The sequence below is a fragment of the Psychrobacillus sp. FSL K6-1464 genome, assembly GCF_038003145.1.
Taxonomy (GTDB): domain Bacteria; phylum Bacillota; class Bacilli; order Bacillales_A; family Planococcaceae; genus Psychrobacillus; species Psychrobacillus psychrotolerans.
Genome location: NZ_JBBOOP010000001.1, coordinates 1,962,352 through 1,978,194 on the forward strand (window position 1 = coordinate 1,962,352; position 15,843 = coordinate 1,978,194).

The window sequence follows — 15,843 nt, forward strand, 5'->3', positions numbered from 1 at the left end:
TCGAAGTTCCTTCTTTCACTAACCTGCCGCGTAAGTTTAAGTGTAACATTTCACATTGTACATAAAAATAGACCATCATTTTTTGATGGTCCTGTTTAACTAAAGCACTCGTTAGTTGAATTATTACAAACTAATTTCTTCACCTATACTTATAGCATGAAAAGGATTTCTTTCCTTTGATTTTAACGATTCAATAAAGTCTGAAGTTAAGTCCTCTTTGTTAATAATTATTCTTGTAGAACCAGATACTCCACCGTTTAAAAAAATGGGTTCAATAGATTCTGGATTCTTAAGTCGTTGATAAAAAAAACTGTCTAAAACAATAGTTGCATAACTAAAATTTCCTGTATTGTTAGTGAATTGAAAGTTAGCTTCAAAAATAAGTTCGTCATTGTTTTCCTCTATCTCATAGGTGAAACTTTTTACTTCTGCACTTTTATTAGGAAATAAAATCCACACTAAGCACAATAAAAAAATCACAGATATAATGAAAATTATTACTTTGTTTCTTTTCAAAAATTCACCCCCATTTTATTTTATTAAACTGCTGCGTTAGTTCAATAAGAAAAAAGGCTTTACTGCTTTTTGAAGTCCATTAACTCTATTATTTTATCCATTTTCTTTTCTATTTCATTAAGTTGATGGTTTTTTGCCTGTTGATTCAAGAGTATGCTCCTTATAAATAAGGTGAACGATACTACAAATAAAACGATAAGCCCCAATACTATAACCTGATAAATCATGTCTCCCACATTAAACATTAAAAAATCCCCTTGTATAGAAATGGTCAAGCACAACTTTACATTACCTCTCACATTCCATATTTTCTTCATTTTACCATTTTTCATTGATAATTAAACTCTTTATTAGTCAATCCTTATTGAAGTAAAGCACGCGTTACTTGAACAAGCAAGTTACAAATCGCAACTGTCATCCGTATTATTCCTCTTCTTTTTATCACCAAAATACTTCCAAAGATGGTATGTCGACCAGAATAAAACTATAAATATAAGCATTGAAAATGGTACAAAGTAAGTTTTTTCAAGAATATAATCAGGGGTAAAAACAGCGAACAAGACCAAGATAATTATAGCTGTAATCAAAAGTATCCAGTAACGTTTGTCTTTATAAGTGCTAAAACTCCACATACAATCCTCCCTGTACAAAGATATCCATTTATTATACAACACACTTAAACTAACCTGCCGCTTTAGTTCAATAAGAAAAAGGCTTTACTCCTTCTTGAACTAAAGCACCCGTTAGTGTTCTTACCTCAAATTTACGACCATCGAGAGAATACTTCGATTTCATAGTGTTCTAAGTCATTTTTAGACAATTTGGCTTTTAGATATGCTTCAACTTCGGGTATATCATTTTTATCCTAAACATCTATCGATATTATCGGGTCAGTAATCCCAATTTGACTACTTTGTGCTTCATATTTATCAAACAAAGTATTTACAACCAACTCTGTACTATATGGCTCCTGTTGCGAGTACCAAAACACTCCAGATATTACAATAATACTCGTTAAAATTAGTGTTCCAAGTTTTCTTTTAACACCCATTTTTTTCTCCTCCCTCATTTGCTTATTTGCAAATTCAATAAAAAATAAAAACTTCAATTAGAGATAAATAGTTTATAAATCAATCATATATTATAGCCCTTGAAATGTTATCGTAATATTCAAAGAATATTGATTGCTTCGAAAATCGAATATTCAACTAAACTGCCGCTTTAGCTCAATAAGAAAAAGGCTGTACTCCTTCTTGAAGTAAAGCAAATATTAGTTGAAGAGTCCAAATTTAGTTTTGAACCAATTTCCTATTTTTAGTAGTTTTCCCGCCAAAGAAAAATAAGAAACATAGGAACACGCAAATAGGTATTCCGATAAAAACAATCTCATCAGTGGATAGGTAGTCAGATACCCCATACAGAGGACTTATTAGAAATACTAATACCAACGGTATCAATTCTTTGGTAACTTCTAATGTATTTGTTATTGGGAAAAATACAAGTGCAAGCATGCCCCAATAGATAAGAATAATTAAATTAAATCCTCTTTTTAATTTGTATCCCATCATCATACTCACAGCTAACCAAACAATTAAAAAAGCAATTGTATTTAGCAACCCAACGATTCCAGGAGGTCCCCCTGTTACAAACCCGAAATTAGAACTAATAATAATAAACGGAAGTGATATTGCTATTACAAGCAATAAGTACAGAAATAAACTTTTCACCAAATTTATACCCCCTCCTTATTCTATGTACATAAATACTCCTCATATTATCTCAACTTCGACAACTTTTTATATACTCCTTCTTATTCAACTAACCTGCGGCTTTAGTTCAATAAGAAAAAAGGCTTTACTCCTTCTTGAAGTAAAGCACCCGTTAGCCATCCATGTAGCGCAAAATCAGCGCTACACCACAGAGAATGAAAATGTGAAAACCTGGGTATAGGATACTACGGCTGGGAGAGGAAGGTCGATGAACTATGGTGCCATAGAGCCCATCCGTTAGTCTGACTCCAACGACCACGGTGCATCACAGACTGTCGCTCCCTTACGGGAAGCACTCATGGGAGATTAATCCTACTCTGGTTATTGCACCAGCCTCCAATACTATTTGCCGTAGAAAGGATGATTACAATGGAAGTAATCATTGAACGTGCTTGTGGGATGGATGTCCATAAGGATTCCATTACTGCTTGTATTATTACGCCAAAAGGAAAGGAGATTCAAACGTTTTCCACTAAAACTGTATTTCTATTACAGTTAATTGACTGGATTAAGGAGCATGGTTGTACTCACGTAGCAATGGAAAGTACAGGTGTATTTTGGAAGCCTATTGTTAACTTGCTAGAAGCCGAGAGCATTGAGTTTTTAGTAGTGAACGCTCAACATATGAAAGCAGTACCAGGTCGTAAGACCGATGTAAAGGATGCCGAATGGATTGCCAAACTTCTTCGTCATGGTCTACTTAAAGCAAGTTTTATTCCAGACCGAAATCAGCGGGAATTGCGAGAGTTAGTTCGATACCGTCGAAGTATTATTGAAGAGCGTGCGAGACAACATAATCGGATTCAAAAGGTTTTAGAAGGAGCGAATATCAAACTCGGTTCCGTTGTCTCCGACATCATGGGTGTTTCATCGCTTGATATGCTTCGTGCTATCGCCGATGGCGAAAATGATCCTGAGAAATTAGCTAGCTTTGCCCGCCGATCAATGAAGAAGAAAAAGAGTGAACTAGAACTAGCTCTTCGAGGGTATATCAATCCACATCAACGTCTCATGTTAAAAACCATTCTGGTCCATATAGAATTTCTAACTGAGCGGATTGAGCTATTAAACGAAGAGGTGGCTACTAGGTTATCCTCCCATCAAAAAGATATAGAACGATTGGATTCCATTCCTGGCATCGCCACTCGAATGGCTGAACAAATCTTAGCCGAAGTCGGTACAGATGTGGAGAAGCAATTTCCCAGTTCAGCGCACTTATGTTCCTGGGCAGGATTAGTACCTGGACATAATGAAAGTGCGGGCAAGAGGAAATCAACCAACATGAAAAAAGGAAACAAGTACTTGAAATCGGCGTTAATTGAAGCAGCTCATTCTGTTAGAGGATCCAAGACCTACTTGGGAGCCTTGTATAGGCGTACTGCATCAAGAAAGGGTAAAAAGCGTGCAGGGATATCAGTGGCTCATGCCATTTTAAGAATCAGCTATTATCTCCTAACTCGCAAAGAAATGTACGTAGACTTAGGGGAAGATTACTTTGACAAACAAAAAGAACAATCGATTGTACGATATTCTGTTCGAAGACTTGAAAACTTAGGTTACAACGTGACAATCACTGAACCAAATGCCTCCTAGTCCGACCCACAATTTAATTCACATTTAGGCGCCGCACTTTTTTAAAAAATTATTGAGCTGCGTCAGATTTCGTATTGCCTTTTTCTCTAAATCGAAGATTTTAATTTTCATGGGAGTTGAAGAAGGAAAGTGAAGCTAGTTCCACAATCTCGTCCGATTGTTGATTTTTCATTTATTGACAAACAGCTCATCTATTGTGGTGTCCAATACAGAGGCTATATTAAAAGCTAATTGTAAAGTAGGATCATATTTATCATTTTCAATTGCATTTATCGTTTGTCTAGATACCTTACAAAGTTTAGCCAGTTCTTCTTGGGATAATTTAGCTGATTTTCTTAATTCTTTAATGTGATTTTTCATTTAACTACCGTATTTTTTCCTGAAAAATAGTAATGAAATTAAATATATAATGGAAATCGTTATGAGAAAGGTAAAAGGATTTATACCCTCATTTGAACCATTATATATGTTTTTAAAAAGTTGAATTAACACGTATCCCATTGCAACTGCAAAGGTGTAGGACTGGGCTTTCATTTTGATAAGGTTTTTTCTTTCGTCACCCACTTGTGGTAAAGATACAAGAGTACCTATTATCAAAATAGCACTCAACCCTAAGATAAAAAAAAGAACAGTTATAACAATCCAGTCCATAATTTATTTCCTCCTCATAAATGTATAAAGTATTTGACATTTATTATATCACTACTCGGGAAAATGTCTAATACTCTTTACATTATTGAACACAAGTGTTAAACAACACTATTCAATTATTCTGCCACTTTAGTTCAATAAGAAAAAACGCTTTACTCCTTCTTGGAGTAAAGCACCTCGTTAGTTGAACAAGAATTTTTTAGTCAGAGATAATGATTACATTTTCTGCAACTTGCTTTTGGTCAGTAGTATTTGGTTTTTCAACTAAATCAAAGGATACTTTTTGACCTTGTTTAAGGAATCTGAATCCATTCGGAAGTCTTTCTTTATCAGGTAAAATCGAACTAAAATGAAAAAAAATATGATTTCCATCCTCACCGTCAAGCATAATCCGACCATACCCCTTTTCTTCTTTAAACTATTTAACAATTCCCTCTCGTTTCATATCTGTTCGACCTCCAATTCATTTTTTTACTCAACTAACCTGCTGCATTAGTTCAATTAGAAAAAAGGCTTTACTCCTTCTTGAAGTAAAGCACCCGTTAGTTGAAGAAGATATAAGTATGAGTTATTTGCGAGTTTCGTCTATTAGTTGAAATAAGGATGATGATTCTTCAGATGTCATATATCGCTTCTTGCCTTGATATACGATGGAATCTTTATAAACAGAAATTGGTGGATTAGAATGACGGCCAGTATTGACAATATAAATATGATAAACAGGTTTTTCATCATCCGCGTTCACATCATTATTGATTTTATTGGAATTTATTCCTCTAAAGTAAGAAGAAAATATTTCGATATTTTTTAACTCATCAATCACTTTGTTATCATTAGATGTAATATTTAGAACTTGTATTTGCTCAATATTTGTATGAATAATTTCCACTTCTGGAAATAAAGTCCTTTCCTCTGGGTGTTCTTGAAATTTGTAAAACATTGCTAACAGCAAAATGAAAAAAATAATTCCAAAAAAATAATTATTTCTCACTTAATCCCCCTTATCTTTATTAATTCTTTGTACTAACAAGCTAACCCGACGCATCAGATAGTCTTGCTTAACTAAAGCACCCGTTAGTTCAACAAGAAAAGTAGCTACTTTAATTATTTTTAGTGAAATTCGCCCATTGCTCAGTAGGTCCTGTGTTATCTATTATGAATAAACTACCGTCTTTCTTATAAAGAAAAATTTCATTCCCAGATTCAGCACCATCTCCTAGTGCTGTTAAGGTGTTTGTTGAGACAATTTGACTCATATCCACTTCATCTTTTGGAATAATCCTGTTAAAAACATACTTCTCACCACCATAATTTATCCATTGCGGTGGAAGAGGTTCACCGATTATGGGCTCTTCAGTGGTTTCTTTCGCTAATGAATTGTTACTAACAGCTGATGAATCGTTGGTGCAACCCGATACAGCAATAGCTATTAATGAAAAGAAAAAGTATTTTATTCTAATACGCTTTTCCCCCTTTTCAGAATAAGTCGTTAATTTCCAATTAAAGTTTCATTTATGGTTATTAAACTAAACTGCTGCGTTAGTTCAATAAGAAAAAGAACTGCTAATCATCCTGATGATCTCCACTCAGATTTCGTCCAGAGTTCCGATTTGGAGCACTCTTCCTTGAGAAATCCATTACCATGCTCTGTATGAAAGGTTCCATCCAATTTCCTCAGGAAATCTTCGAACGGAGGAAGTTTTTTCTTTATTTGCCGACCATGGTAAATGCGTAGAAGATTTTAAGAAGACCTACATCCCAAAACCGCATCATCCCTGTCATTAAAACATTTTCGGATTCCATGAGCCGGCCATTCAGCCGGTATAGCGAAGCTGGATATAGGCATTTACTGCTTCCTTATCTGACAGGCCGAGTTCGAGTGCTCGACCGTAAAAAGGGATCGCTTCCTCTTCTTATGCCAAAACATCGTAGCTGCACGCGCACTCATAATGTAGTATCGCATGATCCGGGTGCTGTAAAACAAGTTCAATGAGAAGCTTGTTTTACCCAAATAAATCTCCGTCCCGGCGCATCTCCAAAGCAGCTTTCAGCGATTCTTCCATTTCACTCAATCCCTTCATTGTAGTTGAAAAGTTCTGTATATACTCCGCAATTCCACTGTAATCTGAGAGCAGTTGAGATCTTCATCATATTTATTCATTCTAAAAATTTACATATATTAACTAATTCCACATTAACCCTAAAAAACCCTTCTAATTCTACTGATTCGTTGCTTTTATGGAAATAGAAAAAAGCTTTTCTTCTTATGAAGTAAAGCACCCGTCAGTTTAAGCACATTTATTCACATACTTATAAATCTACTTTATTTTTAAGGCCGTTTGTATCCTTTAAGAAATTCACTGTTAGTATTTCTCGATCTTTATTTTCATATTTATTTTTTCTTCGCTATCTGTTACTGTTTCTGCTTCAGAAACATTCTTAATAGAATCTTCAACTATTTGTTGAATCAACGTATTATCAATTTTTGCATCCTTCGGGAAACCTACTGAAACTGTAAATTCATCAGCACCACCATCTATCATTATTGCTAGAGAATCACTTTCAAGTTCCGTTTGCTCTGTAATAGATAAGACTATTTCATTTTGTAATTCAGAAAATAAGTTTTTTCTCTGAGAAACTACTACTTCCTGCTCGCTTTCTAATACCTCGGTTGTATTACATCCAACTAACAAGATTGAATAAAATACAATTCCTGAAATCATAGCTTGTTTCATCATTTCTAATTCCCCTTTCAAAAATAAATTGCACATTCCACAACAATTCTCCATACGGAAGTTTGACCCAGATACTTAAAGATACTTTAACTGTTCCCTAAAGCAATATAAGAATGTAAATTATCTCTATTGCAATTGTTATAAATTAATACAATATTAGATTTGTAATAATTCACTTATAATATATAACATACTAACCAAATTGAAATATTTATAGGTAAGATTGAAGCAATATATCAATGTACTTGATTAAAACCAACTAAGGCAACCCACACAGTTTAATATAGGTCTGTTGTTGCTCCTAATGTAGCACCGCGAATCATAGATTCATCACTAAACTTTATTAAATCACTTGGTTTTCCTGTAACCACCACACCAATAATTTTAAGGTTCTGAGGTTCTAGTTTCATTTTGCCCTGATTAGTTATGTTATTAAAAATTACTTCTGCTTCATTTTGATAATTACCACCATCCTCCTTTACCATTTCTAAAATCGATATAAAGTTAGAGGCGGAATAGGTTTCTGCATTTCGGTTATATGAAAAGCCATATGCATCAAAGCCATGGATTGTAGCGTCTCGAAAATCCTCATATTCGTTAAACTTATTATCATTTTCTATTTCATCTTTACTAAACGTATCTACCCAATACCATGCTAATTGCTCTTTAAATATTTGGTTTACTTCCTCAATTGAGTATCCATCATTAAATGAAAAAGCCATTTCTATAACAGTGTTATCGTCAATGATATTCAGTAAAGCCCTGTCATCAAAGATTTGCGTATAGTTAACTTGTGGATGAAAAAATTGAACTACTCTTTCTCCTTGATAATATAAAGGAATTCTCTCATCCTTTATGCTACCTGATCCGTAAGCACCATTATTATTAATAAAACTAGATGTTCCAAAAATAGTAAAGACTTTTTCCTGTTCACCCCATGGAATTGGTATTCCTCCTACATTTTTTACTATCTTCATTTTTGCTGTTGCTGAAGTTGGAGAATAATTGTATATTGTACCTTGCTGTTCGATGTTTGCGCCCATAATATCGTTCCAAGTCGAATCTAAGTCGGTCTCCTTTTCCATTTTCATTATCATCACTCTATCTCCAATAATATATAGACCAGTTAAAACAATAAGACTAATAACTAATGAAATAAGCACCATTCTTATCATTGAACGTTTCTTTGCTTTTTTTACTAATTTCTCAAAGTCAAGATCTTTAGGTAAAAACTCATTTTCCTTGTTCATTTTCATACCTCCTATAATGTTCTATAAATTCTTTTCTTGCCCTATGGAGAATAGTCTTAACTGACCCTTCTTTCATGCCATACAGTTCTGCTATCTCTTTTATTTTTAATCCTGTACTATATTTCAGAAGAAGCAACTGCCTGTATTTTGGTTTTAATTCGGTTAGTATTTCATGAATATCCCCTTCTAATTCACTTTGCATGAGGGCTTTTTCAGGTGTTTCTTCCTCAAATATTTCTTGTAAGTTGAATTTCAATAATATATCTCTTCGCCTAGTTTTCTTACGAGACATATCATAATATTGATTTACTGCTACTCTAAAAAGCCAAGCTTGGGTATTATTAAACTGGACTGAGTCTATGTATTGTAAAAATTTATACGCAGTATCTTGAATAATATCTTCTGCATCTTCCTTTGATGCACCCATTTTTATTAGGTAAGAGTAAACAAATTTTAGTATCTCATTTAGTTTTTTTCCCAACATGGAATCGTTCATTTCAAACCTCCCACCTTTAAAACGTTTCAAGAACAATAAGGTTAACAAAAAAATTACAAATTTAGATTGCTTATTTCTCTTTAACGTATATTTCTATAGTTGAGAAATAAAAAAGAACTTGGCAAGAAATTTTCGTTTCTTGCCAAATTCATTAGAAGATATTAATTAGAAAATATATTGATTATTTAATTAATCTTCGACAGCCACTGGCTATTTATAGTTAGTTCTGCCCTTTGTTCGTTTTACCACTATTTGTGTGTTCACTCCAATTAATCTTATACAACCTTTATATGAATTACTAACAAATCTCTTGAACTCTTCCTCCAGAATCTAGCCCAATTGCGAACAACAGTTAAACAACACTCTTCAACTAAACTGCTGCTTTATTTTAAGTGTAACATTTCACAATGTATATCTAAGAACAACTTAATATTTTGGATATTAAAATAGACCATCGAATGATGGCCGTATTTTGCTAAAGCATCCGTTAGTTAAGAATGGAATATTACATTATTCTGCCAATCTACTAATATTCTGTATCTCTAGATTTATCTTCCGTATTTGCTTGTCAATTTCATCAATTTGAAGGTCATTGGTAACTTGTTTTCTTTTTTCCACTAGCTCAACTCGTAATCTTCGCAAAAAAACCACTCTCCCTAACAAGCCCATCTCTTACCCACCTTGACATAGAATTTGTCCATATCTATGTATTCTAGAAGTCGAGATGATACTCCTTCTTGAAGTAAAGCACCCGTTAGTTTAAGTATAATCCTTCACAAACTCTTTCATATACTTATTTATCTGATGTGATCAGAGCCAAAGTATAATATGGAATCGTTTCTTTTCAAATTCGAAATAGAGATAACTCTTAAAATACTATATTGCCTAACAGCTCTTAATACTAAAGTGTATGGCTGCTTATATCTAGTTTGTTATTTTAACAAATGATTTATCATTCTTTAACAATATTTGAATCGTATATTTATCACTTTGAATTTGCTCTTTCGTATCTGGTAAAGCTAAATATTCTTGTATTGCCAATTCAATTTGTTGAATAGATTCTTCAGAAGGTGATTTAGCCAAATCTGTTTTAATATAAACATAGGAATGCCTAGCCTTCACTTTATAAGATACCCCTGTCAGCTGATAAGTCGATTTTCCTGCCATCGCATCATATATATCAGATGCTATATATGCCCAACGATTATCTTGTCGACGATGTTCAAAGTTGAAGGTGTTCACTTCAATATCTTTTATATCTAAATCTTGTGATTCTATTTCTTTTTCGATATCTGCAATAATTTGTTTTGACTGTTGAATATGATCAGGCATATCAATTAAAACAATATTGGAAAACCATGTTTCTTTAAGTCCTGCTAATTCATAATCCGCTTCTTTAGCATATCCATATGATGAGAAAACCTCCTTCACAATCTCACGTACCTTGTCATAAAGACTGCTTGTATCATCGGCTTTATCATTTGTAGATGCTTCAGTTACTTCTAAAAATTTTAATTCATATTCATCATAACCATTTTCATATAGATAATTATTTATCTTTGGTTCAAGTTCATCTGTTGCCTGTTTCAATTTCAATATAGAACCCTTCAAAATGAGTGAAATTTCAATTGTATATGGGGATGGTGTTATCCCGACTGAACTCACCGTATATCCTTCCCCTTCCACTAATTTAACTAGTTGAGATGTTAGATTGGAGTTTTCCTGATTACTTGAAAAACTAGGAGTAATCGATATAGGTATTATTTTAGAAACAAGACTAGCCATCGTTGTTGAATAGAATGGCGACATGATTAAAATAAGGAAACATACCGTTGTGGCAACCAATGTATACATTTTCAAATTTCGTTTTTTACTTATATACGTATTCTGCAAAATTTTATTTCTTAATAATCTTTTAGATTTGTCTGTCATCTTTAGCTCTTGTTCTAAATCACTAAATTGTTCATCTAAGAAAGTTTTCATAGGTAAACCCTCCTTCTATCAATTCATTTCTAAGCTCCGCTAAGGCTCTTTTTAAAGTCATTTTCACTTTACTTTCAGACCAGTTTAGAACTAGGGCTGATTCTGCTGTAGAAAATTCTTTTAACTTCCGCAAAATAATCACATGCCTATAAGAAGGTTTTAATTGTTGAAGGGACCTATATAATTGTTCAGTTTGATCATTCATAGCTACGATTTGTTCAGGTATTGGCTTATAGTCTTTCTCTGCCATTGTTAAACCCAAATAATGTTGTAACGGATGTTTTTTTCGAAAATAGTCTTTTGTCACATTAAAAGCGATAGAGAATAACCATGTTTTCACTGTCGATTTCTGCTCAAATTTCTGTTGGTTTTTATAAGCTTTTATAAAAGTCTCCTGTGTTAAATCCTCTGCTGATTGATAGTCTCTAACTATTAAGAGTATGTAGATTAAAATGGATTCACCATATTCATCAAACCATTTAGTTAATTCATCTTGTTCCAAAACTGTTCACCTCTTTCTATATACTTAGACGTAAATTAAAATGAAAGCGTCACGTTTTATTAATATTTTGAAAATAATTTTCATCCTCTAATCTGATATTTGAATATACAAACAAAAAGAGCATTAATCCATTATTGGATTAATACCTCTGGCCCACTAAGATATGCAAACTCAAACACCACTTATTGAACTGCGTCGTTAGTTTAAGTGTAACATTTCACATTCTACATAAAAATAGACCATCATTTTTTTGAACTGACCCGTAAATGTTAGACACCAACTAACATTTACGAGGTGTTTTTATGTCTAAATATACATTAGAAGTTAAATTACAAGCGATAAAACGCTATTTAACTGGAAACGAAAGCTATCAAACTATTGCAGAAAGCATTGGCGTAGCTAAATCTTAAGTCATTACTTGGGTGAAATTATTTGAAGTACAGGGTGAAAAAGGGTTTAAGAAATGCTATACAAGCTACTCATCTGAGTTTAAACTAGAAGTACTTAATTTTATGAACGAACCAGGTACGTCTTTTCTAGAAACGGCAAGCACATTTAATATTTCTTCTCCGAGTATCATTTATCGGTGGGATCAATTGCTTAAGACAAAAGGATTGGACGCGCTAGAACCAAAGAAAAAGGAGCGTCCATCTATGAAAAAAGAAACGAAAAAAGTTGAACCAGAAAAATCCATCCCTGCCGAAGACTCTATGGAAGCCCTACAAGCAATAATCAAACATTTAGAAATGGAAAATGCTTATTTAAAAAAGTTAAACGCTTTAGTTCAGATGCAGGAAAAATTACAAACAAAATCAAAGCGCAAGTAGTTTTTGAACTAAAGTAACAATATGAGGTCATGGATTTAGTTGAAGTCGCTGACATTCCACGCAGTACTTATTACTACTGGGAAAAACGATTGAATCAAGCCGATAAATATGAAGCGGTAAAAGAAGCAATCAAGATTATTTATCACGAACATAAGGGACATTATGGTTACCGTCGCATCGCGAAAGAACTGCAAAAATACGGCTTTATACATGACCCGAAAACCATCAACCGCTTGATGAATGAAATGGGTTTAAAATGTGAGGTCCGTATGAAGAAGTATCGCCCTTATAAAGGAAACCTCGGGAAAATCGCACCTAATGTATTACAACGTAATTTTAAGGCAGAGAAAATGAATCAAAAATGGGTAACTGACGTTACTGAATTCCATCTATTTGGAGAAAAGCGATATCTATCTCCTGTTATTGATTTGTGTAATGGGTAAATAATCGCATATAAAGTCATGAATCGACCGGTCTACCAACTTGTAGGAGATATGTTAGACGAAGCTGTTCAGCGCCTCCAGCCAGGAGACGAAGTCATCCTTCACTCCGATCAAGGCTGGCATTATCAAATGAAAAAATATCAACAGACATTACAAGCACATCAAATTACGCAGAGTATGTCTCGTAAAGGGAACTGTTTAGATAACGCAGTCATTGAAAATTTCTTTGGCCTCTTAAAGTCTGAACTGTTTTATTTACAAGAGTTTGAGAGTATGGTGCATTTTAAAAAGGAATTAGAAGAATATATGGAGTATTATAATCACAAGCGAATGAAAGCAAAATTAAAAGACCTGAGCCCGGTTGAATACCGAACGCAGATCTTAGAAGCTGCTTAAATTATTTGTCTAACTTTATTGGGTCAGTTCATTTTGATGGTCTTGTTTAACTAAAGCACCCGGTAGTTCAATAAGAATAGGCACTGTTTAACTAAAGCACCCATTAGTTGAAGAAGTTTATTTTATTGAACGCCTTCATTCTTTCTATGAACATAGGTTAGGTCCTTAAAGTAGTACAATGAATAATCTTTTCTAATGTCTACTTCAAACGAGAAAATTTCCTTTGTTGATACATTCTCAAGAAGAATTTCAAATAAACCCATCCCCATACGATAATAAATTTCCACGGCTTGTATGTTCTCTCTACTTATTTCGTAATTTGTTTCAACATAGCTTGCTGCATAATTATAAGCAACAGCACTTCTCGAATTAGAGTCAAAATAAGTGTAATAAATAAAAATAACAAGTAGACAAAATATTATATTGAATATTATTACTTTCTTCACTTTACACCCCTTTTCGCTTGTTCAACTAAACTGCTGCTTTAGTTCAATAAGTTTTTACTCCATCTTGAAGTAATGCACCCATTAGTGGAAGAAGTGCATTTTATCTCTTTCACTTAAACTAATTTAATGATTTTTTCAATAACTGTTTGAACATCAGTTTCATTACTAATAGTGAATAGATGGTCCACTTCATCTTTATTAGGAGAAATAAATTCCTCATTTTCTGTTTGCTTCAGCTGAATTTCTAATACTTCGTTATAGTTTGAAACATTTCTAAGGGGTGTTATATCACGATGACTATTTATAATACGGTCTTTTAATATATCTATCGGTAAATCGAAATTTACAAGAAGGGTTTGAAAACCTTCTTTTTTAAATTTTTCTATCAAATTTAATCGAGGTTGTTTTTGTCGGTTAGAATTACATAAAATAATATGGTTATCGGTTTTGTGAAGAGCAAATTCTACAATTGTTTGCGAAAGAGCAAATTTTAAAATTTTCGGTCCTTTTTCTGGTAATAAGGACGGATAATGTTTCTCTAAAAATTCTCCTTGTACATCTTGGTCAATAACAATTGAATTAATTAATCTTTTTTCTAAAAACTTAGCGAAAGTAGTTTTTCCACTATGTGTTGTCCCTACTGTCATTATTAGAAATCTCACCCCATGAACCCCTTTGAAGTTTATTTTTTAGTTTAGGTAAACAAACACTTACACCTTCAATGTATTTGAACAATTATGTAATTCTTGACTCTTCTGTAAAAACCCTTCTTCAACTAAACTGCAGCGTTAGTTCAGTAAGAAAAATGCTTTACCCCTTCTTGAAGTAAAGCACCCGTTAGTTCAATAGAGTTACTTACTATTATGCAGCTTAAACGTCTCTTCTAAGTCATCCCATTAAACATTTACCAGTATAACTTCATCTTCACCTACTTTTGCCCCGCCTTTTGAACCACCGGAAGACGAAAATGTGACTGTTGATGGAGGGTCCGTGAACTCTTCAACGGTTTTCCCACTACTACTAAAAGTTTCATAAGAGTATTCAATTTTTTGTAATGAAGACAACTCTTCCAAGGAACCTTTGTATTTCAATACAAACCGATGTCTATCTTGGTTCGTATAAGTTTTTATTCCATTTTTCTCTTTCCATATTTCTGTTCCATTATAGGTAAATTCAGCTTCCCAGCTTTCACTTTCTCCACTAAATATATAATAATTGTTCGTAGTTTCTGAACAACCTGCTAAAAGCATTATGGTAAATAATAAAGTAATTATTTTCTTCAACTTAGCTCCCCCCAAAATCTGGATTGAATTATTAATTATTATTCGACACATTTCTAAAAATGCCTCGTTCTTCAACTAACCTGCTGCGTTAGTTCAATAAGAAAAAGGCTTTACTCCTTCTTGAAGTAAAGCAACTCATTAATGGAATATCAATTTATTTTTTATCTCTTATTTCTTCCAGTATTTCTATTACACGATTGTTTTGTTCTTCAATAGATTTTAACCTTTTTTCAATAGTGCTTGAAGAGAAAAGCACGATTAGTAAAATAGCTATTCCAATTATTAAATCCATTTCTATTCCCCCCATCTAAATCATTTTTATCTATGTATTTTTACTTAATACTACATACGTTCCAAAATGCTTAAAGTTACATGCTTGTTAAACTAACATGTCTGCTTTACTTTAATAAGAAAAAGGCTTTACCCCTTCTGGAAGTAAAGCACCCGTTAGCTTAATTAAGCTTTTCAAACTACATATGATTTCATTATTTATTTTCTAAAATAATCTCCTCTTCATTATCATTCCAACTAATTGTAAAAACTGGTTTATCCTTTTCTGTTAAATTTCCTTTTAATATTGTAGAACCAGAACTAGTATAAAGTCCACTTTCGTCTAATTCAATTACACTTTGACCCCATTTGCCAAGTTTCGTTTGTACTGAAAATTGGAATTCTCCAATACTACTTATATCTGAACCCTGGTATTTCAAGTCAATAAAACGTTGTATTTCTTCTTTACCTACATTATTTACCGTATATTCAACTTTCCAATTTTCATTTTCCCCTTTATAAGTGAGATTTTCATCAGTCCCACTTTGTCCAATTAAGAAATAAATCCCGATTCCTAAAATTCCAACTATAATTATCCCTACTAAAATTTTTTTCATTTATTCAATCTCCTCCCCCTGACTAAATTAGATACTACCGGATTAATCCAAATACTTATTGAACTA

21 protein-coding genes and 2 pseudogenes are annotated in these 15,843 nt (G+C 33.1%); 3 read left to right on the plus strand and 20 right to left on the minus strand.

All coding sequences use genetic code 11. The annotated features are described in order from the left end of the window. Positions 1-123: 123 nt before the first annotated feature. From MKX39_RS09790 to MKX39_RS09805, 4 genes are all read right to left on the minus strand, one after another. The gene (locus MKX39_RS09790) at positions 124-516 is read right to left on the minus strand and encodes a hypothetical protein (protein WP_340769405.1); all 393 of its coding nucleotides are present in this window, start codon (positions 514-516) and stop codon (positions 124-126) included. 59 nt (positions 517-575) lie between these two features. Beyond that, positions 576-761 (minus strand): DUF4083 domain-containing protein, encoded by a 186-nt coding sequence (locus MKX39_RS09795; protein ID WP_340769406.1) that lies wholly within the window; start codon positions 759-761, stop codon positions 576-578. Between the two features lie 620 nt (positions 762-1,381). Beyond that, positions 1,382-1,567 carry a hypothetical protein gene (locus MKX39_RS09800; RefSeq protein ID WP_340769407.1) on the minus strand — a complete coding sequence of 62 codons (186 nt, stop codon included), beginning with the start codon at positions 1,565-1,567 and terminating at the stop codon, positions 1,382-1,384. A gap of 238 nt (positions 1,568-1,805) precedes the next feature. Continuing rightward, a complete protein-coding gene (locus MKX39_RS09805; RefSeq protein ID WP_340769409.1) occupies positions 1,806-2,243 on the minus strand; it encodes a hypothetical protein in 438 nt (145 codons plus the stop codon). Positions 2,244-2,654: 411 nt separating this feature from the next. Here MKX39_RS09805 and MKX39_RS09810 point away from each other — a divergent pair, with 411 nt between their 5' ends. Then, positions 2,655-3,878: an IS110 family transposase gene (locus tag MKX39_RS09810; RefSeq protein ID WP_340769332.1), complete on the plus strand. Its 1,224-nt coding sequence runs from the start codon at positions 2,655-2,657 to the stop codon at positions 3,876-3,878. 168 nt (positions 3,879-4,046) lie between these two features. On the opposite strand, the gene MKX39_RS09815 is transcribed toward MKX39_RS09810, so the two are convergent. From MKX39_RS09815 to MKX39_RS09835, 5 genes and pseudogenes are all read right to left on the minus strand, one after another. Then, positions 4,047-4,238, minus strand: a complete 192-nt coding sequence (locus MKX39_RS09815; RefSeq protein WP_340769410.1) for a helix-turn-helix transcriptional regulator — start codon at positions 4,236-4,238, stop codon at positions 4,047-4,049. Next, entirely contained in the window at positions 4,239-4,529 is a 291-nt protein-coding gene (locus MKX39_RS09820; protein WP_340769412.1) for a hypothetical protein, read from the minus strand. A 199-nt stretch (positions 4,530-4,728) separates the two neighbouring features. Next, a pseudogene (locus MKX39_RS09825) lies at positions 4,729-4,935 on the minus strand (cold-shock protein); the annotation flags it as partial. Positions 4,936-5,097: 162 nt separating this feature from the next. Beyond that, on the minus strand, positions 5,098-5,520 hold the full coding sequence (locus tag MKX39_RS09830; RefSeq protein WP_340769414.1) for a hypothetical protein: 423 nt from the start codon (positions 5,518-5,520) through the stop codon (positions 5,098-5,100). Between the two features lie 109 nt (positions 5,521-5,629). Continuing rightward, positions 5,630-5,785, minus strand: coding sequence for a hypothetical protein (locus MKX39_RS09835; protein ID WP_269925099.1), 156 nt, complete (start codon positions 5,783-5,785; stop codon positions 5,630-5,632). An 88-nt stretch (positions 5,786-5,873) separates the two neighbouring features. Here MKX39_RS09835 and MKX39_RS09840 point away from each other — a divergent pair, with 88 nt between their 5' ends. After that, a complete protein-coding gene (locus tag MKX39_RS09840) occupies positions 5,874-6,014 on the plus strand; it encodes a hypothetical protein (RefSeq protein ID WP_340769418.1) in 141 nt (46 codons plus the stop codon). Between the two features lie 878 nt (positions 6,015-6,892). Here the strand turns inward: MKX39_RS09840 and MKX39_RS09845 are convergent. From MKX39_RS09845 to MKX39_RS09870, 6 genes are all read right to left on the minus strand, one after another. Continuing rightward, on the minus strand, positions 6,893-7,267 hold the full coding sequence (locus tag MKX39_RS09845) for a topoisomerase (protein WP_340769419.1): 375 nt from the start codon (positions 7,265-7,267) through the stop codon (positions 6,893-6,895). 275 nt (positions 7,268-7,542) lie between these two features. Next, positions 7,543-8,514, minus strand: coding sequence for an anti sigma factor C-terminal domain-containing protein (locus MKX39_RS09850; protein ID WP_340769420.1), 972 nt, complete (start codon positions 8,512-8,514; stop codon positions 7,543-7,545). Further along, entirely contained in the window at positions 8,498-9,010 is a 513-nt protein-coding gene (locus MKX39_RS09855; RefSeq protein ID WP_340769421.1) for an RNA polymerase sigma factor, read from the minus strand. The genes MKX39_RS09850 and MKX39_RS09855 overlap by 17 nt, the downstream gene beginning before the upstream one ends. 510 nt (positions 9,011-9,520) lie before the next feature. Further along, complete coding sequence (locus MKX39_RS09860; RefSeq protein ID WP_340769422.1) at positions 9,521-9,652, minus strand: hypothetical protein; 132 nt, start codon at positions 9,650-9,652, stop codon at positions 9,521-9,523. A 282-nt stretch (positions 9,653-9,934) separates the two neighbouring features. Beyond that, positions 9,935-10,993: a DUF4030 domain-containing protein gene (locus MKX39_RS09865; protein WP_340769424.1), complete on the minus strand. Its 1,059-nt coding sequence runs from the start codon at positions 10,991-10,993 to the stop codon at positions 9,935-9,937. Then, positions 10,974-11,495, minus strand: a complete 522-nt coding sequence (locus MKX39_RS09870) for an RNA polymerase sigma factor (protein WP_340769425.1) — start codon at positions 11,493-11,495, stop codon at positions 10,974-10,976. Before MKX39_RS09870 ends, MKX39_RS09865 begins: the two co-directional genes overlap by 20 nt. 302 nt (positions 11,496-11,797) lie before the next feature. Here MKX39_RS09870 and MKX39_RS09875 point away from each other — a divergent pair. Further along, positions 11,798-13,161, plus strand: a pseudogene (locus MKX39_RS09875) (IS3 family transposase). Positions 13,162-13,283: 122 nt separating this feature from the next. Here MKX39_RS09875 and MKX39_RS09880 read toward each other — a convergent pair. The 5 genes from MKX39_RS09880 to MKX39_RS09900 form a co-directional block, all read right to left on the minus strand. Next, a complete protein-coding gene (locus MKX39_RS09880) occupies positions 13,284-13,607 on the minus strand; it encodes a histidine kinase (RefSeq protein WP_340769426.1) in 324 nt (107 codons plus the stop codon). Between the two features lie 113 nt (positions 13,608-13,720). After that, entirely contained in the window at positions 13,721-14,269 is a 549-nt protein-coding gene (locus MKX39_RS09885) for an AAA family ATPase (RefSeq protein WP_340769428.1), read from the minus strand. Between the two features lie 234 nt (positions 14,270-14,503). Beyond that, positions 14,504-14,890 (minus strand): hypothetical protein, encoded by a 387-nt coding sequence (locus tag MKX39_RS09890; RefSeq protein WP_340769429.1) that lies wholly within the window; start codon positions 14,888-14,890, stop codon positions 14,504-14,506. A gap of 154 nt (positions 14,891-15,044) precedes the next feature. Next, positions 15,045-15,182 carry a hypothetical protein gene (locus MKX39_RS09895; protein ID WP_340769430.1) on the minus strand — a complete coding sequence of 46 codons (138 nt, stop codon included), beginning with the start codon at positions 15,180-15,182 and terminating at the stop codon, positions 15,045-15,047. A gap of 193 nt (positions 15,183-15,375) precedes the next feature. Further along, positions 15,376-15,777, minus strand: a complete 402-nt coding sequence (locus MKX39_RS09900; protein ID WP_340769431.1) for a hypothetical protein — start codon at positions 15,775-15,777, stop codon at positions 15,376-15,378. Positions 15,778-15,843: the final 66 nt, after the last annotated feature.

What these genes read in the sequence shown, in the direction of transcription:
- MKX39_RS09795 (WP_340769406.1), bottom strand. Translation starts at nt 761, where the DNA reads ATGTTTAATGTGGGAGACATGATTTATCAGGTTATAGTATTGGGGCTT.
- MKX39_RS09800 (WP_340769407.1), bottom strand. Translation starts at nt 1,567, where the DNA reads ATGGGTGTTAAAAGAAAACTTGGAACACTAATTTTAACGAGTATTATT.
- MKX39_RS09810 (WP_340769332.1), top strand. Translation starts at nt 2,655, where the DNA reads ATGGAAGTAATCATTGAACGTGCTTGTGGGATGGATGTCCATAAGGAT.
- MKX39_RS09815 (WP_340769410.1), bottom strand. Translation starts at nt 4,238, where the DNA reads ATGAAAAATCACATTAAAGAATTAAGAAAATCAGCTAAATTATCCCAA.
- MKX39_RS09820 (WP_340769412.1), bottom strand. Translation starts at nt 4,529, where the DNA reads ATGGACTGGATTGTTATAACTGTTCTTTTTTTTATCTTAGGGTTGAGT.
- MKX39_RS09835 (WP_269925099.1), bottom strand. Translation starts at nt 5,785, where the DNA reads ATGAGTCAAATTGTCTCAACAAACACCTTAACAGCACTAGGAGATGGT.
- MKX39_RS09840 (WP_340769418.1), top strand. Translation starts at nt 5,874, where the DNA reads ATGGGCTCTTCAGTGGTTTCTTTCGCTAATGAATTGTTACTAACAGCT.
- MKX39_RS09845 (WP_340769419.1), bottom strand. Translation starts at nt 7,267, where the DNA reads ATGATGAAACAAGCTATGATTTCAGGAATTGTATTTTATTCAATCTTG.
- MKX39_RS09850 (WP_340769420.1), bottom strand. Translation starts at nt 8,514, where the DNA reads ATGAACAAGGAAAATGAGTTTTTACCTAAAGATCTTGACTTTGAGAAA.
- MKX39_RS09855 (WP_340769421.1), bottom strand. Translation starts at nt 9,010, where the DNA reads ATGAACGATTCCATGTTGGGAAAAAAACTAAATGAGATACTAAAATTT.
- MKX39_RS09865 (WP_340769424.1), bottom strand. Translation starts at nt 10,993, where the DNA reads ATGAAAACTTTCTTAGATGAACAATTTAGTGATTTAGAACAAGAGCTA.
- MKX39_RS09895 (WP_340769430.1), bottom strand. Translation starts at nt 15,182, where the DNA reads ATGGATTTAATAATTGGAATAGCTATTTTACTAATCGTGCTTTTCTCT.
- MKX39_RS09900 (WP_340769431.1), bottom strand. Translation starts at nt 15,777, where the DNA reads ATGAAAAAAATTTTAGTAGGGATAATTATAGTTGGAATTTTAGGAATC.